Origin of the sequence: Paenirhodobacter hankyongi (assembly GCF_003664585.1) — a bacterium.
GTDB lineage: Bacteria > Pseudomonadota > Alphaproteobacteria > Rhodobacterales > Rhodobacteraceae > Rhodobacter > Rhodobacter hankyongi.
On record NZ_RCHI01000003.1, the window covers coordinates 250,037 to 272,410 of the forward strand.

The following is a 22,374-nucleotide window of genomic DNA, read 5'->3' on the forward strand; positions in this document are numbered from 1 at the left end:
AGCGCGCGCCTGCCGCACGCACCAGACCGGAGACGCCATGAAACCGCTTCGCCCCGCCCTTGTCCTTCCGCTCGCCCTTTCCGTCGCGCTCGCCGGCTGCGGCGGCTGGAAGGAAAGCCGGGTCAACCCGCGGAACTGGTTCGGGCATTCGCAATCGGCCGCGACCACGCTCGAACCGAAGGGCGGCTACCTCAAGGCCAAGGAAGACCACCGCGTTCTCGTCGCCGAGGTCAGCACGCTCGAGATCAAGCGCACGCCGACCGGCGCGATCGTCTCGGTCACCGGCCTGCCGCCGACGCAGGGCTGGTGGGGCGCGGCTCTCGAGGCCGACGACGATGCCCGCCCGGTCGATGGCGTGATCACCTACCGCTTCGTCGTGGCCCCGCCCGAACCCGGCTCGCCCGCCGCGCAGCGGGTGATGAACGCAGGCTCGCGCACGGTGACGGCGGCCGCCTTCATCAACAACGTGCGCCTTGCCGACACCCGCAAGATCGTGGTGGTCGGCGCGCAGAACGAGCGCTCGATCAGCCGCTGAGTGCCGCTTTCGCCATGGTGGCGGTGCCGGGCCTGCGCTAGGTTGCGGCCCGGAACGGCCACAAGCGGAGGCACAGCATGAGCAGGTTCTGGAGCCCGGGGGTCGAGGCGCTTGTCCCCTATACGCCGGGCGAGCAGCCGAAGGACCGCACCTTCGTCAAGCTCAACACCAACGAGAACCCCTATGGCCCCTCGCCCCGCGCCATCGAGGCGATCCGGGCCGCGACCGGCGACGGGCTGCGGCTTTACCCCGACCCGACGGCGGCGGCGCTGCGCGCAGCGATCGGCGCGCGCTTCGGCCTGGACGCGGATCACGTCTTTGCCGGCAACGGCTCGGACGAGGTGCTGGCCCATGCCTTCCACGCCTTCTTCCGCGGCAAGGGGGAGCTTCTGTTCCCCGATGTCAGCTACAGCTTCTATCCGACCTACTGCATGCTTTACGGCATCCCGTTCCGGCAGGTGCCGCTCGATGCCGATTTCAGCCTGAACACCGCGGCGCTCTCGGGCCCCTGCGCCGGCATCGTGATCGCCAACCCCAATGCCCCGACCGGCATCGCCCTGCCCCCGGCGGCGATCGAGCGGGTGCTGCGGGCCAATCCCGATGTCGTGGTGCTGGTCGACGAGGCCTATGTCGATTTCGGCGCGGACAGCATGGCGCCGCTGGTGGCGCGGCATGACAACCTGCTGGTGGTGCAGACCTTCTCGAAATCGCGCAGCCTTGCCGGGCTGCGCGTGGGCTTTGCGCTCGGCCAGCCCGCGCTGATCGAGGGGCTCACCCGGATCAAGGACAGCTTCAACTCCTACCCGCTCGACCGGCTGGCGCTCGCGGGCGCGCTGGCGGCGTGGGAGGATACGGCCTGGTTCGACGAGACGCGGCACAAGGTGATGGCCGACCGCGCGCGGCTGACCGCGGGGCTTCAGGCCCGCGGCTTTGCGGTGCTGCCCTCGGCCGCGAACTTCGTCTTTGCCTCCCCCTCGGGCCTCGGCGCGGCCGAGATGCTGCAGGCGCTGCGCGAGCGCGGCATCCTGGTGCGGCATTTCGCCAAGGGGCGGACGCGGGACTGGCTGCGGATCTCGATCGGCACCGCCGACGATTGCGACCGGCTGCTGGCCGGGATCGACGCGATCACCGCCGCCTGAGCGGCACTCGGGCCCGGGAAAGCCGGGCCCGAAAGGTCTTACACCACGACGACGCGCACCGCGCCGCCCGAGGCGGTGAGGCCGATCTCGCCCTTCGCCAGACGCAGCGCATCGCGGCCGAAGACATCGGCGCGCCAGCCGGTCAGCGCCGGCACGTCGCGCTTGCCCGCGGCGATGCGGTCGAGATCGGACGAGGTGGCGATCAGTTTGGCCGCCACCCCCGTCTCCTCGGATTTCGCCTTCAGCAGCACGCGCAGCAGGTCGGCCAGCGCCGTGTTCACCTGCAGCTGATGCTGCTCGTCGGGCACATGCGGATAGTTCTCCGGCTCCATCTCGAGCGCAGCCTTCACCGCGGTGATGATCCCGTCGGCGATGTCGCCCCGCCGCGCCTCGCGCAGCAGAAGCCGCGACTTGCCCAGCTCGTCGAGCGTGGTGGGCCGGGTCGAGGCAAGCTCCAGCAGCGCGTCATCCTTGAAGATGCGCGAGCGCGGGATGTTCTTGTTCTGCGCATAGCCCTCGCGGAAGCGCGCCAGCTCGCGCACCACGGCGAGGAACCGGCCCGAGGTGGTGCGGGTCTTCACCCGCAGCCAGGCGTCTTCGGGCAGCGTGGTATAGGTGTCGGGCGAGAGCAGGATCGCCTCCTCCTCCTCGACCCAGACATGGCGGCCCGACTTCTGCAGCTCCTTCGACAGGAACTCGTAGATCACCCGCAGATGGGTGACGTCGGCAACGGCATAGACCTTCTGCGCGTCGGTCAGCGGCCGGCGCGACCAGTCGGTGAAGCGCGAGGTCTTGTCGAGTGCCTGGCGCGCGATCTTCTTCACCAGCGTCTCATAGCCGACCTGCTCGCCAAAGCCGCACACCATCGCGGCGACCTGGGTGTCGAAGAGCGGCTTCGGGAAGAGGCCCGCGTCGACGAAGAAGATCTCGAGATCCTGACGCGCGGCATGGAAGACCTTCACCGTCGCCTCGTGGCGGAAGAGGTCGTAGAGCGGCTCGAGCGAGAGCCCCTCGGCCAGCGGATCGACAAGCACCGCCTCGCCGTCCTTGGCCGGCGGGATCGCGAGTTGCACGAGGCACAGCTTCGACCAGTAGGTGCGCTCGCGCAGGAACTCGGTGTCGACGGTGACGTAGGGCTGGGCTTTCGCCTTCGCGCAGAATTCGGCGAGGGCTTCGGTGGTGGTGATGGTCTGCATCGGCGTCCTGTCCGCGGGGTCATCCCGCACTCCGTTGTTTTCCGACCTTTAGGGAGTCGTCAGCGGAAAGAAAAGCCGCTTGCGGGACCCGGCATGCAAATACCTGCTCCGGCAGGGCCCGCGGCGCGGCCCGGGGCCTCCGGCGGAAGGATTCGGCCCAAGAAAAAGCCCGGTCGCGAAAGGACCGGGCCATCGGCTTTCATCTTGCCGGAAATACCTCCGCCGGAGGCGCCGGGCTTGCGGCCGGGCGCGGCGGCGTCAGAGCAGAACCGGCGTCCGGTCCCCCGCCACGAAGCGACGCAGCACGGCGGGGTAAAGCTGATGCTCCATCGTCAGCACCCGCGCGGCGAGCGTGTCGGCATCGTCGCCCGACAGCACCGGCACCCGCGCCTGACCGAGGATCGGGCCGTCATCGAGCACCGGCGTGACCTCGTGCACGGTGCAGCCGGCCTCGGCATCGCCCGCATCGAGGGCGCGCTGATGCGTGTGCAGCCCGGGGTATTTCGGCAGAAGCGAGGGGTGGATGTTCAGCATCCGCCCCGAGAAGCGGGTGACGAAGCCGGGCGTCAGCACCCGCATGAAGCCCGCAAGGCACAGCACGTCGGGCTCGGCCGCCAGCAGCGGTTTCAGCAGCTCGGCCTCGAAGGCGGCGCGATCCTTGCCGAAGGGGCGGTGGTCGACGGCGACGGTCGGAACCCCCTTCGCCGCGGCCTTCGCGAGCCCCGCCGCGGTGGGGTCGTTCGAGGCGACCAGCACCGGCGCCGCATAGCCCTCGGCCTGCATCGTCTCGACGAGGCGGATCATGTTCGACCCGCCCCCCGAGATCAGGATCGCGACGCGTTTCACAGAAGCGCGCCCGTGTAGGCGACGCCCTGCCCTGCGGTGACGGCACCGATCACGGTGACCGTCTCGCCCTCGGCCTCGAGCAGCGCCTTCAGCTCGGCGGCGCGGTCGGCCGCGACCACGGCGATCATGCCGATGCCGCAGTTGAAGGTCTTGAGCAGTTCCGGCTCGGCCATCTGCGCGGTCTCGGCCAGCCAGCGGAACACGCCCGGCAGCTGCCACGACGACAGATCAATGGTCGCGCCCAGCCCCTCGGGCAGCACGCGCGGCAGGTTCTCGGTCAGGCCGCCACCGGTGATATGAGCGAGCGCATGCACGCCGCCCGCGCGCACCGCGGCAAGCGCCTGCTTGACGTAAAGCCGGGTCGGCGCGAGCAGCGCGGCGCCGAGCGTGCCCTCGGCGAAGGGGCACTCTGCCTCCCAGCCAAGGCCCGAAAGCTCGACCACCTTGCGCACGAAGCTGTAGCCGTTCGAATGCACCCCGTTCGAGCCGAGGCCCAGCAGCACATCGCCCTCGGTCACGCCCGCCGGCAGATCCGCGCCGCGCTCCATCGCGCCGACGGCGAAACCGGCAAGGTCAAAATCGTCCTTCGCATACATGCCGGGCATCTCGGCGGTCTCGCCGCCAATGAGCGCACAGCCCGACTGCGCGCAGCCCTCGGCGATGCCCTCGATGATCCGGGTGGCCTGATCGACATCGAGCTTGCCGGTGGCGAAATAGTCGAGGAACAGCAGCGGCTCGGCGCCCTGGCAGACGAGGTCGTTGACGCACATCGCGACGAGGTCGATGCCGATCGTGTCAACATTGCCGGTGTCGATGGCGATGCGCAGTTTCGTGCCCACGCCATCGGTCGCGGCAACGAGGATCGGGTCGGTGTACCCCGCCGCCTTCAGGTCGAAGAGCGCGCCGAAACCGCCCAGCCCCGACATCGTGCCCGACCGGGTCGTGCGCTTCGCGGCCGGCTTGATCCGTTCGACGAGCGCATTGCCCGCGTCGATATCGACCCCCGCATCGGCATAGGTCAGCCCGTTCTTGCCCTCGCTCATCGCTTTCTCCTTGGGGATTCCGTCGCGCGAAGCCCTAGCGCAAAGGGCGCAGGCAGGCAATCATTCCTGCAAGGCTTCGGCTTGCGTTTCGGCCGGCGCGGAGCCTTCTGCCATGCCGGCAGCCCCATGCGGGCGCGCCGCAGACGGCACCCGGCCACCGAAAACGCCTTTCGCCATGAACGGACTGCCGAAATCACCTGCTCGATATCGGCGCTGACACGCGCCGGCCGATCGACCGCCGCGGTCCCCGACCGTGCCGAAAATCTTGACCACGCCCGCATTCCCCCGTAATCCGAAGCCACTCTGGGGGCCTGTAGCTCAATGGTCAGAGCAGGGCGCTCATAACGCCTTGGTTGGGGGTTCAAGTCCCTCCGGGCCTACCAAATTCCATCATTCCCCTTTTTATATCAGAGTATTGCCATCATTTCTGACGAACCGGCCGGGAGGTTTCGTCAATCCTTGTTCCCCATTTCCCCGCTGCTGTTTGATCCCAAGGTTTGATGGTGCGATCCATTCGTTGAAATGGAAGGAAGCGCCATGGGACAAGTTCGTCACGGCTGCGCCACGACAACACACGCCATCCGAGCAACAATAATGAGGGCCAGCCCGCCATCGGTTCGCGGGCAGGCCCGAATGATCGCAAGTGACGACCGCGGCGCTGAGCCGGGAGTTCGGGATCAACCCGAAGACGGTCGCCAGGTGGCGGAAGCGCGAGACAGTAGAAGATCGCAAGACCGGTCGAAAGGAGCCATACTCGTCCGTTCCCTGAGAATCCGAAGAGGCCATGGTCGTCGCGTTCCGGCGACACACGCTGTTGCCGCTCGACGACTGTCTCTATGCCCTGCAGCCTTCGATCCCGCACCTGACCAGATCAGCGCGGCATCGGGGCCTTCAGCGCCATGGCATATCACGCTTGCCGGCATTGAAGGTGGCGAGCCGAAACGAGCGAAGTTCAAGCGGTACCCCATCGGCTTCTTCCACATGGATATGTGCTGAGGTGCTGACCGCTGAAGGCAAACTCTATCTCTTCGTTGCCATCGACCGGACCAGCAAGTTCGCTGTGACCCAACTCGTCGACACGGCCGACAGGCGGACGGCTTGGGAGTTCCTGGAGCATCTGTTGCAGGCGGTTCCTCACCGTATCCATACGATCCTGACTGATTACGGCATCCAATTCGCCGACCCGCCCAGGAACCGGAATGCCGCCCATTCCCGGCCAATGCGCTTTCACATGATCTGCGAGGCGAACGGGATCGAGCACCGCCTGACCAGGCCCAACCATCCATGGACCAACAGTCAGGTCGAGCGCATGAACCAGACAATCAAAGAGGACAGCGTCAAACGATACCATGACGAGAGCCATGATCAGGTGCGCACGCATCTGGCCGACTTCATGGCCGCTGACACCTTCGCCAGACGGCTCAAAACCCTCAGCGGCCTCACGCCCTACGAATACAGCTGCAAGATCTGGACTTCGGAGCCTGACAGATTCATGATGAACCCGATCCACCAGATGCCGGGACTGAACACCTGACCGCCCACTCGCCGGCGAACCATTCCACGGTCGCCTGTCTCGCCAGGTCTTCGGTGTCGCAGACCAGAACAAGCCGGTTTTGATGGTCGGAATACTGAACCAGGATATTCACGCCTGCCTCGGCCAATGCGCGCGAGATCGCGCCCAACTGGCCGGGCGTACCCTGCTTCAGCTTGCGGATGATCGGTCTGCGGATCGCGGAAACCGCGATCCCGGTGTCCTTTGCGGCACGGGCGGCGGCCTCGCCATCGCGAAACAGGAAGTGCGCGATGGCGCGGCCGCCCTGGCTGAACACCCCGCCGCCCTCGCAGGACAGCCCGGCACGCCCCATCGCCTCGCCCAGTTCGGCAAGAGCGCCGGGACGGTTTTCCAGATGAAACTCGAGGTCAAACACGATCGGTGCTCTCGTCGTTGATCGCGCGGCTGTCGCGCGGGGCCTCGGCGCGGGAGGTCATGCTGTAGTCCCGCGTCACCGCCGCGATGCGCAGATGGTAATCGGCAAAGACGTGATCGCGGCCCGCGGCCTGCACGCGCCGGTGTTCGGGCAGGTTTCGCCAGGCGGCAACCGCCGCTTCGTCGCGCCAGAAGGACAGCGACAGAACCTTGCCCGGGGAGGTCAGGCTCTGGAAACGCTCGATGGAGAGGAAGCCATCGAGGTCTGCGAGCAGGGGGCGCAGCCTGGCCGCCAGATCGAGATAGTCGGCCTGTGCCTCACCGGGAACCCAGGCCTCGAAGATGACGGCGATCATGCGCGACCCCCATGCGGGGCAGAGGCCAGCTTGACGAACAGGCGGCTTTCGCGGCGGATGAAGCCCTCGCGTCTCGCAAATTCGTAGTTCTCGCGCCCGAGCGGGTCCACGGCCAAGCGCGCGCGATAGGCTTCATATTCTGCCAGCGTCGGCAGCGAGTAGATGCCATAGGCCGTGGAGGTCGAACCCTCATGCGGGGCGAAATAGCCGATCAGATCGGCCCCGCAACGCGGGCTGCATTCCCCCCAGATGCGGGCATATTGCGCGAAGAGTTCACGCCGGTTCGGGTCGATGTCATAGGTGATGACGCAGGTGATCATGTGTCTTTGCCTTTCTTTTGCTGACACAGGACTTGGCCGATTGGAGGCACCGAATGGTTCGGTTAGGATCGAACCATGAGAGAAGGCCCGGATATCGCCCGCATCGCCGCCCTTGTGGCCGATCCCGCCCGCAGTGCGATGCTGATCGCGCTGATGGATGGACGCGCGCTGACCGCAACCGAACTGGCGGGCCTTGGCGGGATCACGAAGCAAACCGCCAGCTCTCACCTTGCCAAATTGGTGGAGGGCGAGGTACTGGTCGTCGAGGCGCAGGGGCGGCACCGCTATTTCCGCCTGGCGGGCCCCCATGTCGCCAGCCTGCTTGAAGCCTTGATGGTGTTTTCCAGCGATGCGGCGCCCCCCTTGCGGACAGGTCCGCGCGATCCGGCGCTGCGCAAGGCCAGGATCTGTTACGACCATCTGGCGGGAGAGATGGGCGTCCGGCTCTTCGAGCGGATGCAGGCGGATCACTGGCTGGCGGATGATCTGACCGTGACCACCCGCGGCCGTGAAAAGTTGGCCGAGATCGGTCTGGACCTCGAGAAACTGCCGTCAAGCAATCGCCCCCTGTGCCGGGCCTGCCTCGACTGGAGCCAGCGGCGACAGCATCTGGCCGGGCGGTTGGGCAAGGCCATCCTGGACCAGCTTCTGGCCCGGTCATGGGCGCGCCGGTTACCGGCCTCCCGCGTCCTCAGTTTCACCCCTGAAGGCGAGCGGATCTTCAACGGGTGGCTGCGCTGATCAGCCGCGTGGCCCGCAGGGCAGACACGCGCACCAGAGCATGCTGCAACACGGCGGGACCACCGTTTCGATGACTCGGCGCTGCGGAAGGGCGACATCGGCGGGGCGCAATGGGCGCCCCTTGACCAATCAGGCGACACGGACACACTGCGGCCTTCCGGGCCCTCGCGGGGTCCGACAGGTCTTCCTCAGTGCAGCTCCTTCCAGTGTGCCGGTGGCACCCCCGCCCAGCCTCTGAACGCCCCGTAGAAGGAGCTGGCTCCTCGATCACAAGTTCCTCGGGGGTGCACAGGCGCTTGAACCGCGCCATCCGGTGCAGCCCGTCCGGTAGTCCCGCGCGAAGAAGGCCGACATCGTCGCCGGCGGGGGGGGCGGCATTTTAGGTCCGGATCGTCATCAGAAGCCCGATCGCAGGATCGCCCGACAGTGCCTCGTCCGCCCGCCACAGCGCGAAATACTGCGCGGTGGTCAGCCATGTGTCCGGCGAGACATGCAGGTTCGCCGGCAGGCGCGCCTGACGCAGCAGCGCAGGAGCAGACAGGCCCATCTGCTCTGCCGCACGCCAGAAGGCCTGCGGCAGCCTGCATCTGTCGGCGGTGGATCGGGTCATCGTCGCGATCCGTCACATCTGGCGCTTGATCAGCCGGTCGAACATGCGGTCGCCCAGCCACTTGCGCACCCAGATCATCTCTCTTGGCATATTTCCCGGCTGCTCGGCACGTTTTGGTCTTGGAGGATTTCGCCGCATCGCCAAACACGTCGGCGATGACCTCGGGATCGGTGCCGCTGCCATGGCCATAGGTGCGCTCCATCACAGCGGCAACACGTTCGGCGAGCTTGGCATAGGCGGTATTGCGTGACCGCTCCGCAAGGCCGCGCCCGGCCGCCTCGCCGAACCCGGTTTCAATCTGGCCCGGCTCGATCACGATGGCACGGATGCCAAAGGGATCGACCTCGAGCCGCAGACTGTCGGACCAGCCCTCCTGCGCATGTTTGGTGGCATGATACCAGACCCCCAGAAGCCTATAGACCTTGCCCCCCCATCGAGGTGATGTTGACGATGGTGCCCTTGCCTCTGGCCTGCATCGAGGGCAGCAGCAGCTGGGTCGGGCGGTCAGGGCCGAAGACATTGACCTCGAACTGATAGCGGGCCTCGTCCAACGCGATATCCTCGACCGGTCCATAAGGCCCGTAACCCGCGTTGTTCACCAGCACATCGACGCCCCCCGAGCGCTCGGTGATCGTCGCGACCGCGGCGAGAATCCCGGCCTCCTTCGAGATATCCATCGTCAGCGGCACCGCGCCAAGCTGGGCCAGATCGGCCATCTTGTCGGTGCTCCGGGCGGCGACATAGACGAGATAGCCGTCGGCGATCAGGCGTTTGGCAATGGATTTGCCTATGCCCGAGGATGCGCCAGTCTCGAGGGCGGTGAGACGGGAGCGGTTGTTCATCATGGCACCTTCTGTTCGCTGGTGCCAAGCGAGACTGCAAGGCGTGCCGGAGCATTGGCGGCGTCCGCCAACATAATGGCAAACGAGGCCAAAGCTTGCCGGTTCCTGCCAGATTACGGCCGCCTGCAGAAGACGGATGCAAGCGCGCTGCACGGCCCGATCCACGTCAGCTCAGCCATTTCTGGTTCGGCCGATCAACTTGGAAGTCGCGGTCGAGGCCTCGCCGGTTCACTCGAACCGGTGGCGTTCACCGGCTCGATGTCCGCGATGACCGACCGTTCCCCATCATCCTTTGGCTTTCCGCGGCGTCTGGGGCGTGCCCGCAAGGCATTGATCCGCATCAGGCGTTCGATCCGGTGAAGGCCGCAGACCAGCCCTTGTTCGCTACAAACGGTCCGCCGGACCGTTTGCTTTACGCTCCCAGTCCAGCACGTCGCGCCAGACGCGGCGAGCCCCGCAGGTCCGGTCGCTGGCCTTGAAGCTCGTCTCGATCGCCGTGACGAGCTTGGCATCATGGATCTCGCGGCCGCTGGCCGGACGATTGAGCCAGGCATGGAAGCCGGATCGCGACACATCCAGCACGTCGCACAGCCAGCTGACAGGCCAGATGCGGCAAGCTTTGCGATGAAGGCGAACCTCATATCGCCTCGCGCGCGAAAAAAGCTGCCGCTTTCTTGAGGATGTCACGCTCCGCACGCAAGCGCGCGACCTCTTTCCTTGGCGCTGCAATCTCGGCCTGATCCGCCCGCATCTGCCCGTTCCCGGGAAATGCCAGGCCCGGTGCAGCAGTCAGCTCTCGCATCCAGCGGCGCAAAACGCCCTGCCGAACAGCACTTTCGTCGCGAGACACGTCTGCGGCGCAGCATCGCAGCTGCTCGGCTGGCGGCCACGCCGGCCCGTCAGAGCTGCCTCCCGGCTCATCTCGGGGTCTGGCCAGATCGTCAGCGCCCCTGACGGCGGAGCGCATCATTATCAGCCGGCCAATTCCCGAGCTTGCTGGCAGGAAGGATCACTCTGCTCATGCGGCCACTCTATCATTTTGGATTCACAAGATGAATCCCTTCCAGGATTTGCACATCAGCGCCGCCCCCAGTCCACGCGGAGAGGATCACCGGGCTCGAGGCCACGCAAATCTCGAAAGCGCTTGAACCTGCGGCGGCAGCGGCTCCTATATCGGGCTCCGATCGGGAATCGTAACGGAGCCGCAGCATGTCGGTTGGGAACGGAACAGAGTGCGAATGGCGCGTGACGGGCATGGATTGCGGCTCCTGCGCCGCGAAGGTCCGCGGCGCGGTCGAACGTCTGCCCGGCGTCGAGAACGTGGATGTCGGGCTGATGGCCGAGCGCTTGACCCTGACGCTGGACCTCAGCCTGACCTCTCCCGACAGCATCGAGAAAGCGGTGCGCGAGGTCGGCTTCGGCATTGCCCCCAAGGGTGCGCGCCCCGAACGCCCGAAGGCGGGCTTCATCCTGCCCGACGGGGCGTTTCCCGCGGCCGGCGCCCTGCCGGCGACCGACATGCCCCCGCCGAAGACGGCGTCGGCCGAGGCGGTCCCGGCCGCGGCGTGGCTTCTCGGGGCGAAGGGGCGCCTCGTGATCGGCACCGGGGCGCTGCTGGCCGTCGCCTGGGGCGCGCGCCTCGCCTTCTCGGCCGAGGTGGCGCATTGGGCCTTCGTCCTCGCCACCCTGATCGGGCTCGCCCCGGTCGCCCGGCGCGCGCTTGCCATGGCCCGGGCCCGCATGCCCTTCACCATCGAGATGCTGATGACCATCGCCGTCGGCGGCGCGCTGGCGATCGGTGCCCCGGAAGAGGCCGCGCTGGTCGTCTTCCTCTTCGCCATCGGCGAGCTGCTGGAGGGCCTGTCGGCCGGAAAGGCGCGTGACAGCATCCGCGCGCTTTCGAACCTCGTGCCGAAGACCGCGCAACTCGAGGTCGGCCGCAAGACCCGCGAGGTCTCCGCCGACCGGCTCGGTCTGGGCCAGGTCGTGCAGGTGCGCCCGGGCGACCGGGTGCCGTGCGACGGCGAGGTCATCGAGGGAACCTCCGGCGTCGACGAGAGCCCGGTGACCGGCGAGAGCGTTCCGAGCGTGAAGGAGCCCGGATCCCGGGTCTTTGCCGGCTCGATCAACACCGAGGCGCTGCTGCGCATCCGGGTGATGAAGACAGCCGAGGACAACACCATCGCCCGCATCGTGCGGCTCGTGGCCGAGGCCGAGAGCGCCCGCGCCCCGACCGAGCGCTTCATCGACCGCTTCAGCCGGGTCTACATGCCCGCCGTCGTCGGCATCGCGCTCGTGGTGGCCATCGTCCCGCCGCTGGCGCTTGGCCAGGCCTGGAGCGACTGGACCTATCGCGCGCTGGCGCTGCTGCTGATCGGCTGTCCCTGCGCGCTGGTGATCTCGGTCCCGGCCTCGATCGCCTCGGCGCTGGCGACCGGGGCGCGCCACGGGCTGCTGATGAAGGGCGGCAAGGTGATCGAGGCGGCCGCACAGGTCACCCGCGTCGCCTTCGACAAGACCGGAACGCTCACCGAGGGCAGCCCGCGCCTCACCGACGTCATCGTTGTGACGGGGAGCGAAGCGGATCTGCTGGCCCTGGCCGCCGGGGTCGAGGCCGGCGCAAGCCATCCGCTCGGCCGGGCGATCTGTGCCGAAGCCGAACGGCAGGGCGTGGCCGCCGCCCCGGCGCGCCTCGGGCGGGTGCTTCCGGGCCAGGGCGCGGAAGCTTCGATCGGCGGCGTGACCGTCTGCGTCGGCTCCCCGCGGCTTGCCCAGGAGCGCGGCGCGCTGACCGAAGACATCCGCGGCGACATCGCGGTGCTCGAGGCCGAGGGCAAGACGGTGGTCGTCGTGCTGCGTGCGGATGCGCCGCAGGGGCTCATTGCGCTGCGCGACGAGCCGCGCGCCGATGCGGTCGAGGCGGTCCGGCAACTGAACGCGCTCGGGATCTCCTCGGTGATGCTGACCGGCGACAATGCGCGCACCGCGCAGGCGATCGCGGCGGGCCTCGGCATCGACCACCGTGCCGGGCTGCTGCCCGAGGACAAGGTCGCGGCAATCCGCGATCTGGGCGACGGGGCGCGGGTGATGATGATCGGCGACGGGATCAACGACGCCCCGGCCCTTGCCGCCGCGGATGTCGGCGTGGCCATGGGGTCGGGCACCGACGTGGCGCTCGAGACCGCCGATGCCGCGATCTTGCGCAACCGCGTCACGGATGTGGCCGGCATGGTCCGCCTTGCCCGCGCGGCCATGCGCAACATCCGGCAGAACATCGCCATCGCGCTCGGGCTGAAGGCGGTCTTCCTGGTGACGACGGTGCTGGGCATCACCGGCCTCTGGCTTGCGGTCCTCGCCGATACCGGTGCCACCGTGCTGGTGACGCTGAACGCCCTGCGCCTGCTGCGCGTCCGCCCCTCCGGCAGCCGGCCCTCCTGACCGGAGGTCGCCCGGGTCGGTCCGCGCCGCACCGGCCCGGGGCCCTGCCCGAGGTCGCCCCGCCTGCCCCCGGCCATGCGATCGCCCCCGGACGGACGGCAGCGGCGGCAAGGATGCCACCGGAACCGGCAGTTCTGCCTCTGCCCCCGGCGCACCCGCCGTCCGCCTCTCTCCCGGCGGCGCGAGGCGGTTGTGCCCGCCGCCCCCTCATGCGAGTTTCGGAACACTGCATTTCCGCCGCGGCGGGCCATTCCTTTGCAAGACCACCGACAGGAGCAGCTGAACGATGCTGGCAAGACAGCGCTACCTGGACCTGGTTGAACAGGCCGCACAGGGCCGGCACGGGGCGGCGGTGCCGGTCGCCTTCTGGAAGCACCATCCCGTTGCCGATCAGCGCGGCGACCGGCTCGCCGATGCGACCTGCGCCTTTCAGGCGCGCTTCGACTGCGATCTGGTCAAGATCACCCCGGCCTCGAGCTTCCAGCTGCGCGACCTCGGGCAGACCGACGCCTGGACCGGCGATCCGATCGGGCGGCGGGACTTCGGCCCCGGTCCGGTGACCGGGCCCGACGACTGGCTGCGCCTCGCCGAGATGCGGGTCGAGGACCGGCACCTGTCCGAGCATCTGATCGCCGCCCGGCTGGTCCGCGCCCGGGTGCCCGCGCATATCCCGGTCCTGCAGTCGATCTTCGATCCGCTCTTCCAGCTGCGCATCCTTGCGGGCAAGCTGTGGCAGGCCCATCTGCGGGACTGCCCCGAGGTCCTTGCGATCGCGCTCACGGTGCTGACCGAACGCACCTGCCGCATCGTCGGGGAGTTCATGGAGACGGGCGTGGACGGGATCTTCCTGGCCGTGCAGCATGCCGCAGCGCATGAAAGCCCCGGCGACAGCTTTGCCACGATGGGCCTGCCGCAGGGGCTGCGCTGCCTTGCGGCCGCCGGGCCGGACAGCCTGAACTTCGTCCATCTGCACGGCGAGGCGATCCCCGCCCGGCTGCTCGATGCCTTCCCCGGCACCACCGTGCATTTCTCCTTCGACGCCAACCCGACGCTCGACGAGGGGCGGCGGGCCGGGCCCGAGGTGCGGCTGAGCGGCGGGATGGCGCCGGCGCGGCTTGCCACCCTGCCCGCCGAGGCGGTGGCACGCGAAACCGCGCAGCTCCTCGGGCGGATGCGGGGGCGCCGCTTCACCCTCGGCGCGGGCTGCGCCCTGCGCCAGGCAACCCCCGATCGCGCGGTCCTGGCTGCGATCTCGGCCGCACGCGGAGCCGTCCGGTGAGCGGCGCGCCGGAGACGCCCCCCGAACTTGGCCCTGCCGCGCTTGGCCCGGCCGACCTCGCCCGGCCGCTGTGGCATCGCTTTGCCCGCGTCGCGGCGGCACTCCCCACTCATCCCGCGCTTCTCGACGCCGACGGGGCGCTTTCCTACGCCGGGTTGCTGAGCCTTGCGCTGCGCTACGGCGGCGTCATTGCGGCGCGCGTTCCGGCCGGCGCGCCGGTCGCCCTGTGCCTGAGGACGAGCCGCCATGTGGTTGCCGCGATGCTGGGCGCGCTTTTCGCCGGCCGGCCCTATGTGCCGCTCGACCCCGGCTATCCTGCCGATCACCTGCGCCGCATCCTCGGCCACAGCGCGGCCCGGCTGCTGATCGGCGACAGTTCCGACGACCTTGCGCCGCTTGCCGTGCAGGCGGGCGGTCCCTGCGAGACGGTGCGCGCGGCCGAGGTGCTGCAAGCCCCGATCGCCGTTCGCGGCGAGGGCCGCCCCGAAAGCCCCGCCTATGTGATCTACACCTCGGGCTCGACCGGCGCGCCGAAGGGGGTCTGGCAGGACCAGCGCGGCTTGCTGCACGATATCCTGCAATACACGCAGATGGTGCACCCGGGCCGCGACGACCGCCACAGCCTGCTCTATTCGCCCTGCGTGAACGGTGCGCTGCGCGACATCTTCGGCGCCATCCTGAACGGCGCGACGCTGTGCATGTCCGACCTGCGCAGCGAGGGGTTGCACAAGGTGCTGCACGACCTCGCGGCGCGGCGCGTCACGATCCTGCACGCGATGCCCCCCGTCCTGCGCAGCCTGATCCGGGGTGCCGAAGGGCCGATCTGCCCCGAGGCGCGGCTGCTCTACACCGCGGGCGACCGCTTCCTGACCCAGGACCTGCAGGCGCTGCGTGCCAACCTGCCCGCGGCCTGCGAGATCTACACCGGCATCGGTTCCACCGAATGCGCGACGCTCTATCGCCAGTGGATCGTGCCGAGGGATTTCACCGCCGATTCCGAGCTGGTGCCGGTCGGCTACCCGGTCGAGGCGCGCGAGATGCGGCTTGTCGACGCGCAGGGCGCAGAGGTCGCGGCGGGCGAGATCGGCCAGATCCGCGTCACCAGCCCCCATGTCGCACGCGGCTACTGGAATGACGCCGCCCTGACGCAGAGCTGCTTTGTCGAGGATCCGGCGCGGCCGGGCTGGCGCAGCTTCCAGCCCGGCGACCTCGGCCGGCTGCGCCCGGACGGGCTGCTCGACTTTCTCGGCCGGGCAGACCGGCAGATCAAGATCCGCGGCTTCCGGATCGAGCCCGCCGAGATCGAGGCCGCGCTGCGCCGCATGGCGGGCGTCGCCGAGGCGGTGATCGTGCCCCGCACCGAGGCGGGCCGGACCCGGCTGATCGCCTTCGTCGAACCGGATGCGGGCGCACAGCCCGAGGCCGGCGCCCTGCGCCGCAGCCTCTGCTCAAGCCTGCCGCCGCAGCTGCACCCCGAGCGCGTCGTGGTTCTCGAGCGGCTGCCGCGGCTTGGCAACTTCAAGCTCGACGTGAAGGCGCTGCAGGCGCTGACCGAAGCCGCCGATACCGATCCCGTGCCGCGGGCCGGGCTGCGGGCGGACTATCTGTCGCGGTGGGAGAAGATCCTCAAGCGGCCCGTCGATCCGGACGCCACGCTCGAGGCGCTCGGCGCCGACTCGCTCGAGCTGCTGGAGCTTGAACTGCTGCTCGAACGGGATCTGAAGATCTCGGTCCGGGGGCTCTTGCTGCCGCAGGCGACGCCCCGCCGCATCTGGGCCGCCGCCGGGCCTGCCTCCGGGCAAGGCGTGCCGGATGCACACCCGGCCGCGGACCGGCTGCACGCGCTTGCCGCGCTGATGGCCCCCTCTCCCGGCATCCCCCTCGATCCGGACGGGCTGGTGCGGCTTCACAATCACGGCGGGCAACGGATGCCGCTGCTGTGGTGCGTCAATCAGGTGAGCGAGGCAACGGCCCTCGCGCGCGCGCTTGGCCCGGACCAGCCGCTGCTGGCGATGCGCTCCCTTGCCGGTCTCGACGGCGGCGCGCCCCCCACCCCGGGCGCCGCGCGTCAGGTCGCCGAGCGCTACATCCAGATCCTTCTGGCGCGGGATCTGCCGCTGCGCGTGGCGGTCGGCGGCAATTGCCAGGCGGCCCCCTTCGCCTTCCAGATCGCCACCGCGCTGTCGCTTGAAGGCTATGCCGTCGCCTCGCTGATCTTGCTCGAACGGATGCTGCCGGTGCCCTATGGCGGACGGATGCTGATGCTGTTCGGGCGCGACAGCCGCACGCACAATCCCGCCTTTCAGTTCGCCGATCCGACCGCGGCCTGGGGGAGCTATCTGCGTGACGGTCATTGCGCGATCATCGAGGGCAGTCATGGCGACTTCTTCGCACCGGGGAATGTGGCCTCGCTCGCCGGCGCGCTGCGCGCCGAGATCGACGCCACCGCGGCAACGGGCCTCCTTCCCGCCCGCGCCCGCCGGGCCGAGCTGTCGGCGCAGCTCGTGTCGGAACCCGACCGGCGGGTTTGCATCCGGCTGCGGAACCCGACCGGGATCGCCTTCGAGGCCGGGGCCGACAGCCACATCGCGCTGGCGATCCATGCGCTCGACATCGGCGAGGCCGACACACGCCCGCTGCGCGTGCCGGATCGGATGATCCCCCTGCCGGCGCGGCTTGCGCCGGGCGAGACGCTCGAGGTGAGTGCCCCCCTGCCCGCCGACCGGTTCGGAACGGGGCGCTATCTCATCGGCCTGTGCGAGGAGGGCGTGGGCTGGTTCACACCGCAGGCCGGCGCGGACCCGGTGATCGAGGTGCCAGCGCAGCCGGGCGACAGGCGGCCCCCTCCCCGGCCCGCGGGCCGCGGCGGCCATGACACGGCCTGATGACGTCAGCGCAGCAGCGGCAGACGGCCGCAGATCCGGTCCACCGCCTTGCGCGGCCCGGCAAGCAGGATCGCCTGCGGCGCATGCTCCGGCAGCGGCGCGGCCGCGATGCGGGCGGTGTAATCGGCGTAATCGCGCGCCTCGAAGGCCGCGCGCAGATAGGCCAGCCGCAGCGGCAGCTCGGCCGCGGCGGCGAAAAGCGCCGGCAGGGCGGCACCGGGGGCGCCAAGGACCGGCAGCGCGACCGTGGTGATCCCGGCCAGCGCCACGCCGTCCTGCGTGGGCGTCGGCGCGCCGACCAGATCGGGGCGCAGCTGCCCGAGGCTCATGCCCAGAACGGCGGCGAAATTGGCCTTGAGGCCGACGGGCAGGGTTTCATCGAGAATGAGAACGGGTTTGAGGGTCATGACAGGGTCCTTTCGGCCCCTTCCCTGCCATCCTGCCCGCGCCCCGGTCTTGGACGAAATTGACCTTCAGTGCCGGATCAGCGCCCCGGGCGTCACCCCGTAGTGGCGGCGGAACTGGCGGATCAGATGCGCCTGATCGCAGAACCCGGCGGCGATGGCGGCCTCGGCCGCGGGGGTGCCGTCCAGGAGCAGGCGGCGGGCCTGCGCCACACGGGCGCGCAGAACATGGCCATGCGGCGTCAGGCCGGTGGCGCGGGTGGTCGCGCGGATCAGGTAGGAGGGCGTCAGCCCGACCGCCGCCGCAAGCTCGGTCAGCCCCAGCGCCGCACCGGCCGCGACGCCCGCCTCGATCTGCTCGAGCAAGGCGCGGATGGCGGCGGGCTCGCGCCCCGGCTGCCGCAGGTCGGCGCGGCCGTAATGGCCGAAGGCCTGCGCCAGGACCGCATGCACCGCCTCCCCGGTCACCAGCCGCCGGTCGGTCACCTGCGGGGCGGTCAGGCACAGTGCAAGCCGGGCAAGCGCCCGCGTCAGCCCAAGCCCGCGATCGCGCGGCGCGATGTCCCCGAAGCCGCGCAGGTCACGCAGACCCAGCATCGCGCGCACCGCCGCCTCGGAGGCATAGAGCATGTTGTAGCGCACCTGCCCGGACGCGGCATAGCCGGTGTGCGGCTCCTCGGGGTTCATCAGCGAGAGCGACCCCGCCGGCAGGACCATGCTCTCGCCCCGGCACAGATAGCCCCCCGCCCCCTCGGCGATCGCGCCGATGGCAAAGCCCTCATGCGCATGGCGGGCAAAGGTCTGGGTGCTGAAGGCGGCCTCGAAAAGCTCGATGCCGTGAAGCCAGCCCAGGTGGTGATAGCGGTTGCGCTGCATCCGCGTGGTATAGCGTTCACCGCCCCGCGGCGGAAGATCGCCCGCGGTCTTGCGACCATTGTCCCATCTGCGATGGTGCCATCCCGTGCTATGGTCGCCGCGGGAGGCGACGCGCCATGAAAGCCGCACGGCATGTCGAGGAGATCGGACGGGTCCTGGAGGGCAGCCAGACCGGGCGGGACAGTTTCGTCTCCGCCTCGTGGCGGCGCTGTGTCGAGCTTTACGGCATGGACCCGATGCGCGCCGACCCGGCCCATATCGTCACGGACGCCGAGCTGCGCGACCATCGCAAGCAGGCGGAATGGATGATCGCCGCCGCCCGCTCGGGGCTGCAGTCGCTGTTCCGCCAGGTTGCAGGGCAGAATTACGTGCTGTTGCTGACCGATGCCAAGGGGGTCTGCGTCGACTTCTTCGGCGACGATCTCTTCACCGAGGATCTGCGCTCGGCGGGGCTCTATCTCGGCTCGAACTGGTCCGAGGATCTGGCCGGCACCTGCGGCGTGGGTGCCTGCATCGTCACGCAAGAGCCAGTGACGGTGCATCAGGACGACCATTTCGGCAACGCGCATATCGCGCTTTCGTGCACCGCCGCGCCGATCTTCGACAGCCTCGGGCAACTGGCGGCCGTCCTTGACATCTCGCTGCTGCGCTCGCCCGCGCCGAAGACCAGCCAGAACCTCGCGATGAGCCTGGTGACCACCGCGGCGCGGCGGGTCGAGATGGCGAACCTGATGGCCGAAAGCCCGCGGGACTGGGTGCTGCGGCTGTCCTCGAGCCCCGAATTCCTCGATGTCGACCCCGAGGCGGCGGTGCGGCTCGATGGTGCGGGGCGGGTGCTGGGCTATACCCGGGCCGCGCGGCGGCTGTTTCCGGACGGCAGCACGATCCTCGGCCACCGGATCGACGAGGTGCTCGGCGTCAGCGTCGATGACCTGCCCGACCTGATGCGCGATCGCCCGACCGAGGAGCGGATCATCGAGATGCCCGACGGCGGGGCGCTGTTCGGCCATGCGATCGCGCCGAAGGCGCCGCGCCAGCCCCACCAGCGGATGCGTCAGGGCGGTGCCCTCGCGGGGCTGACCGGCGGCGATCCGGGGATGATGCGGCTCCTCGATCAGGCCGAGCGGCTGGCGCCCGGCGCCGTGCCGCTGCTGATCACCGGTGAGACCGGCACCGGCAAGACCCGGCTTGCCCGCGCGATCCACATGACCAGCAAGGCGCAGGGCTTCCTCAGCCTCGAATGCGCCGGGCTGAGCGCGCAGGCGCTGGCCGAGGCCTGTCTCGATGTCGCGGGCCCGACGACCCTTGTGCTGCGCCGGATCGAGGATCTGAGCCCCGAGACCGCCACCGCGCTGAGCGGGCTGCTCGATCGCCGACCGCAGCTGCGCCCGCTGTCGACGAGCTGTCTCGAGCCCGCCCGGATCGGGCTGCCGCGCCCGCTCTTTCACCGGCTCGCGGGCTGCGTTCTGACGGTGCCGCCGCTCCGGCTGCGGCGCGACCTCGACTGGCTGATGACGCGCCATCTGCGCCGGCACGCGGCCGACACGATCCGGCTCTCGCCCTCGGCGCGGGCCGATCTGATGGGACGCAGCTGGCCGGGCAATATCCGCGAGCTCGAGCAGGTGCTCGACGTCGCGGCGGCATTGTGTGTCGGGCCGGTGATCGACCTGCCAGACCTTCCCGCCGCGATCGACCCCGGCGCCGACGCCGCGCCCGCCGCCACCGCACCGCGGGAGTCGCTCGAACAGGTGCTGGCGGCCTGTGACTGGAACATGGCGCGGGCGGCACGGCGCCTCGGGGTCAACCGCTCGACCATCCTGCGCCGGATCCGGGCGGCCGGGTTGCACCCTCCGGCATGATCCGTTGCAGCCCCGTTGCGCGCGCAACATGCCGCGGCGCGGCGCGTGCTTTTCCGGCCCCACAGCGCGCAAACCCGTGGATCGGAGGTCCGTCCCGCGCCGATAGTCGCTTCAAGACACGCGCAGAGGAGGAGACGCGATGCTTGATACGACCGCAGCCAACCAGACCCAGGAGATGCTCGACAGCCTGAACGCCGCGCTGGAGGGCGGCGACATCGACCGCGCCGCGGCCCTGTTTGCCACCGACAGCTATTGGCGCGATCTCGTCGCGGTCAGCTGGAACCTGAAGACCGTCGAGGGCCCGGCGGGCGTCGCCGACATGCTGCGCAGCCAGCTCGACCACACCCGCATCGGCAATTTCCAGATCCAGACCGGAGAGCTCCCCGCCGAGGAGGGCGGCGTGACCACCGCCTGGATCACCTTCGAGACACAGGCCGGGCGCGGCTGGGGCCTGATGCGGCTGCGCGATGGCCGGATCTGGACGCTGCTGACCGCGCTGCAGGAACTGAAGGGGTTCGAGGAGCCGCGCGGCCGTCGCCGGCCGATGGGAGCCGAGCACGGGGCGCAGAAGAACCGCAGCTCGTGGAAGGAGCGGCGCGAGGCCGAGGAGGCGAGCCTTGGCACCACCACCCAGCCCTATGCGGTGATCATCGGCGGCGGTCAGGGCGGCATCGCACTCGGGGCGCGGCTGCGCCAGCTGGGCGTGCCGGCCATCGTTCTCGACAAGCACGACCGGCCGGGCGACCAGTGGCGGTCGCGCTACAAGTCGCTGTGCCTGCACGACCCGATCTGGTACGACCACCTGCCCTACATCAAGTTCCCCGACAACTGGCCCGTGTTCACGCCGAAGGACAAGGTCGGCGACTGGCTCGAGATGTACACCAAGGTGATGGAAATCCCCTACTGGTCGCGCTCGGAAGTGACGCATGCGCGCTTCGACCCGGCGGCGGGCACCTGGACCGTCGAGGTGAACCGCGACGGCACGCCGGTCACGCTGCACCCGACGCAGCTGGTGCTGGCCACGGGCATGTCGGGCAAGCCGAACATGCCGCACTTCCCCGGGATGGAGACCTTCAAGGGCACGATCCAGCATTCGTCGCAGCACAAGGGGCCGGATGAATGGGCCGGCAGGAAGGCCGTCGTGATCGGTTCGAACAACTCGGCCCATGACATCTGCGCAGCACTTTGGGAGGGGGACGCCGACGTGACGATGGTGCAGCGCTCCTCGACCCATATCGTACGCTCGGACAGCCTGATGGAGATCGGCCTTGGCGCGCTGTATTCCGAAGACGCGCTCGCCAATGGCGTGACCACCGAAAAGGCCGACATGATCTTCGCCTCGCTGCCCTACAAGATCATGCACGAGTTCCAGATCCCGCTTTACGACAAGATGCGTGAACGCGACGCGGCGTTCTATGCCGGGCTCGAGAAGGCGGGCTTCGATCTCGACTGGGGCGATGACGGCTCGGGGCTGTTCATGAAATACCTGCGCCGCGGCTCGGGCTATTACATCGATGTCGGCGCAAGCCAGCTGATCATCGATGGCGAGGTGAAGCTTGCCAAGGGCGGCATCGACCATTTCGAGGAAGACGCGGTGGTGCTGACCGACGGCACCCGCCTGCCCGCCGATCTGGTGGTGCTGGCGACCGGCTATGGCTCGATGAACGGCTGGGCGGCGGATCTGATCAGCCAGGAGGTCGCCGACAGGGTCGGCAAGGTCTGGGGGCTCGGCTCGGACACGACGAAGGACCCGGGCCCATGGGAGGGCGAACAGCGCAACATGTGGAAACCGACGCAGCAGGAGAACCTGTGGTTCATGGGCGGCAACCTGCACCAGTCGCGGCACTATTCGCTGTATCTGGCGCTGCAGCTCAAGGCGCGGATGGAAGGGCTCGACACCCAGGTCTACGGGCTGCAGGAGGTCCATCACCTGTCCTGACCCCGGCCCCGCTTCCCGGCTCGCAAGGGCCGGGAAGATCACGGAGGCCGTGGAGCATCGAACGGGTGCGGGCGAATGGATCCGGCCACGGCACAGCAAAGGGGCCCATCCGCAAAGCCGCATGACGGGGCCAGCGCCC

19 protein-coding genes, 1 tRNA gene and 4 pseudogenes are annotated in these 22,374 nt (G+C 69.1%); 10 read left to right on the forward strand and 14 right to left on the reverse strand.

Going from position 1 to position 22,374, the window contains the following annotated elements:
- Window positions 1-37: 37 nt before the first annotated feature.
- Both DYS74_RS04775 and hisC read left to right on the forward strand, forming a co-directional pair.
- On the forward strand, window positions 38-535 hold the full coding sequence (locus tag DYS74_RS04775; protein WP_121531447.1) for a hypothetical protein: 498 nt from the start codon (window positions 38-40) through the stop codon (window positions 533-535).
- Window positions 536-612: 77 nt separating this feature from the next.
- Complete coding sequence (gene hisC, locus DYS74_RS04780) at window positions 613-1,674, forward strand: histidinol-phosphate transaminase (protein WP_121531449.1); 1,062 nt, start codon at window positions 613-615, stop codon at window positions 1,672-1,674.
- 38 nt (window positions 1,675-1,712) lie between these two features.
- Here hisC and rnd read toward each other — a convergent pair whose 3' ends face one another.
- From rnd to DYS74_RS18445, 4 genes are all read right to left on the reverse strand, one after another.
- Window positions 1,713-2,870, reverse strand: coding sequence for a ribonuclease D (rnd, locus tag DYS74_RS04785; protein ID WP_121531451.1), 1,158 nt, complete (start codon window positions 2,868-2,870; stop codon window positions 1,713-1,715).
- A gap of 258 nt (window positions 2,871-3,128) precedes the next feature.
- Window positions 3,129-3,716, reverse strand: coding sequence for a phosphoribosylglycinamide formyltransferase (gene purN, locus DYS74_RS04790; RefSeq protein WP_121531453.1), 588 nt, complete (start codon window positions 3,714-3,716; stop codon window positions 3,129-3,131).
- Window positions 3,713-4,759, reverse strand: coding sequence for a phosphoribosylformylglycinamidine cyclo-ligase (gene purM / locus DYS74_RS04795; protein ID WP_121531455.1), 1,047 nt, complete (start codon window positions 4,757-4,759; stop codon window positions 3,713-3,715). Before purM ends, purN begins: the two co-directional genes overlap by 4 nt.
- Before the next feature lie 60 nt (window positions 4,760-4,819).
- Window positions 4,820-5,032, reverse strand: coding sequence for a hypothetical protein (locus DYS74_RS18445; RefSeq protein ID WP_147435448.1), 213 nt, complete (start codon window positions 5,030-5,032; stop codon window positions 4,820-4,822).
- Between the two features lie 34 nt (window positions 5,033-5,066).
- Here DYS74_RS18445 and DYS74_RS04800 point away from each other — a divergent pair.
- Both DYS74_RS04800 and DYS74_RS04805 read left to right on the forward strand, forming a co-directional pair.
- Window positions 5,067-5,142, forward strand: a tRNA-Ile gene (locus DYS74_RS04800).
- A gap of 154 nt (window positions 5,143-5,296) precedes the next feature.
- A pseudogene (locus tag DYS74_RS04805) lies at window positions 5,297-6,293 on the forward strand (IS481 family transposase).
- Here the strand turns inward: DYS74_RS04805 and DYS74_RS04810 are convergent.
- From DYS74_RS04810 to DYS74_RS04820, 3 genes are read right to left on the reverse strand one after another with little or no spacing between them, the layout of a single operon-like run.
- On the reverse strand, window positions 6,250-6,687 hold the full coding sequence (locus DYS74_RS04810; protein ID WP_245965194.1) for an amino acid-binding ACT domain-containing protein: 438 nt from the start codon (window positions 6,685-6,687) through the stop codon (window positions 6,250-6,252). The pseudogene DYS74_RS04805 and the gene DYS74_RS04810 sit on opposite strands and share 44 nt — an antisense overlap.
- Window positions 6,680-7,042 (reverse strand): antibiotic biosynthesis monooxygenase family protein, encoded by a 363-nt coding sequence (locus DYS74_RS04815; protein ID WP_121531457.1) that lies wholly within the window; start codon window positions 7,040-7,042, stop codon window positions 6,680-6,682. Before DYS74_RS04815 ends, DYS74_RS04810 begins: the two co-directional genes overlap by 8 nt.
- The gene (locus DYS74_RS04820; protein WP_121531459.1) at window positions 7,039-7,362 is read right to left on the reverse strand and encodes an NIPSNAP family protein; all 324 of its coding nucleotides are present in this window, start codon (window positions 7,360-7,362) and stop codon (window positions 7,039-7,041) included. Before DYS74_RS04820 ends, DYS74_RS04815 begins: the two co-directional genes overlap by 4 nt.
- A gap of 75 nt (window positions 7,363-7,437) precedes the next feature.
- Here DYS74_RS04820 and DYS74_RS04825 point away from each other — a divergent pair, with 75 nt between their 5' ends.
- Entirely contained in the window at window positions 7,438-8,103 is a 666-nt protein-coding gene (locus DYS74_RS04825) for an ArsR/SmtB family transcription factor (RefSeq protein ID WP_121531461.1), read from the forward strand.
- A 379-nt stretch (window positions 8,104-8,482) separates the two neighbouring features.
- Here the strand turns inward: DYS74_RS04825 and DYS74_RS18800 are convergent, their stop codons facing one another.
- The 5 genes and pseudogenes from DYS74_RS18800 to DYS74_RS18895 all read right to left on the reverse strand — a co-directional run.
- Window positions 8,483-8,713 (reverse strand): AraC family transcriptional regulator ligand-binding domain-containing protein, encoded by a 231-nt coding sequence (locus DYS74_RS18800; protein ID WP_220668820.1) that lies wholly within the window; start codon window positions 8,711-8,713, stop codon window positions 8,483-8,485.
- Window positions 8,714-9,050: 337 nt separating this feature from the next.
- Window positions 9,051-9,122, reverse strand: a pseudogene (locus DYS74_RS19115) (hypothetical protein); the annotation flags it as partial.
- Window positions 9,123-9,126: 4 nt separating this feature from the next.
- The gene (locus DYS74_RS18810) at window positions 9,127-9,555 is read right to left on the reverse strand and encodes an SDR family NAD(P)-dependent oxidoreductase (RefSeq protein ID WP_220668821.1); all 429 of its coding nucleotides are present in this window, start codon (window positions 9,553-9,555) and stop codon (window positions 9,127-9,129) included.
- A gap of 169 nt (window positions 9,556-9,724) precedes the next feature.
- Window positions 9,725-10,411, reverse strand: a pseudogene (locus DYS74_RS18890) (IS3 family transposase); the annotation flags it as partial.
- A pseudogene (locus DYS74_RS18895) lies at window positions 10,372-10,577 on the reverse strand (IS5/IS1182 family transposase); the annotation flags it as partial. The pseudogenes DYS74_RS18895 and DYS74_RS18890, both read right to left, overlap by 40 nt.
- Before the next feature lie 187 nt (window positions 10,578-10,764).
- On the opposite strand from DYS74_RS18895, the gene DYS74_RS04845 reads away from it, so the two are divergent.
- From DYS74_RS04845 to DYS74_RS04855, 3 genes are all read left to right on the forward strand, one after another.
- Window positions 10,765-12,993 carry a heavy metal translocating P-type ATPase gene (locus tag DYS74_RS04845; protein WP_121531465.1) on the forward strand — a complete coding sequence of 743 codons (2,229 nt, stop codon included), beginning with the start codon at window positions 10,765-10,767 and terminating at the stop codon, window positions 12,991-12,993.
- Between the two features lie 286 nt (window positions 12,994-13,279).
- Entirely contained in the window at window positions 13,280-14,272 is a 993-nt protein-coding gene (locus DYS74_RS04850) for a uroporphyrinogen decarboxylase family protein (protein WP_121531467.1), read from the forward strand.
- Entirely contained in the window at window positions 14,269-17,157 is a 2,889-nt protein-coding gene (locus DYS74_RS04855; protein WP_121531469.1) for an AMP-binding protein, read from the forward strand. The genes DYS74_RS04850 and DYS74_RS04855 overlap by 4 nt, the downstream gene beginning before the upstream one ends.
- A gap of 5 nt (window positions 17,158-17,162) precedes the next feature.
- On the opposite strand, the gene DYS74_RS04860 is transcribed toward DYS74_RS04855, so the two are convergent.
- Together DYS74_RS04860 and DYS74_RS04865 are read right to left on the reverse strand one after the other, a co-directional pair.
- Window positions 17,163-17,564: a DUF2000 domain-containing protein gene (locus tag DYS74_RS04860; protein ID WP_121531471.1), complete on the reverse strand. Its 402-nt coding sequence runs from the start codon at window positions 17,562-17,564 to the stop codon at window positions 17,163-17,165.
- Between the two features lie 66 nt (window positions 17,565-17,630).
- On the reverse strand, window positions 17,631-18,437 hold the full coding sequence (locus DYS74_RS04865; RefSeq protein WP_121531473.1) for an AraC family transcriptional regulator: 807 nt from the start codon (window positions 18,435-18,437) through the stop codon (window positions 17,631-17,633).
- A gap of 116 nt (window positions 18,438-18,553) precedes the next feature.
- On the opposite strand from DYS74_RS04865, the gene DYS74_RS04870 reads away from it, so the two are divergent.
- Window positions 18,554-20,296, forward strand: coding sequence for a sigma-54-dependent Fis family transcriptional regulator (locus tag DYS74_RS04870; protein WP_121531475.1), 1,743 nt, complete (start codon window positions 18,554-18,556; stop codon window positions 20,294-20,296).
- Window positions 20,297-20,435: 139 nt separating this feature from the next.
- On the forward strand, window positions 20,436-22,235 hold the full coding sequence (locus DYS74_RS04875) for an NAD(P)/FAD-dependent oxidoreductase (protein ID WP_121531477.1): 1,800 nt from the start codon (window positions 20,436-20,438) through the stop codon (window positions 22,233-22,235).
- Window positions 22,236-22,374: the final 139 nt, after the last annotated feature.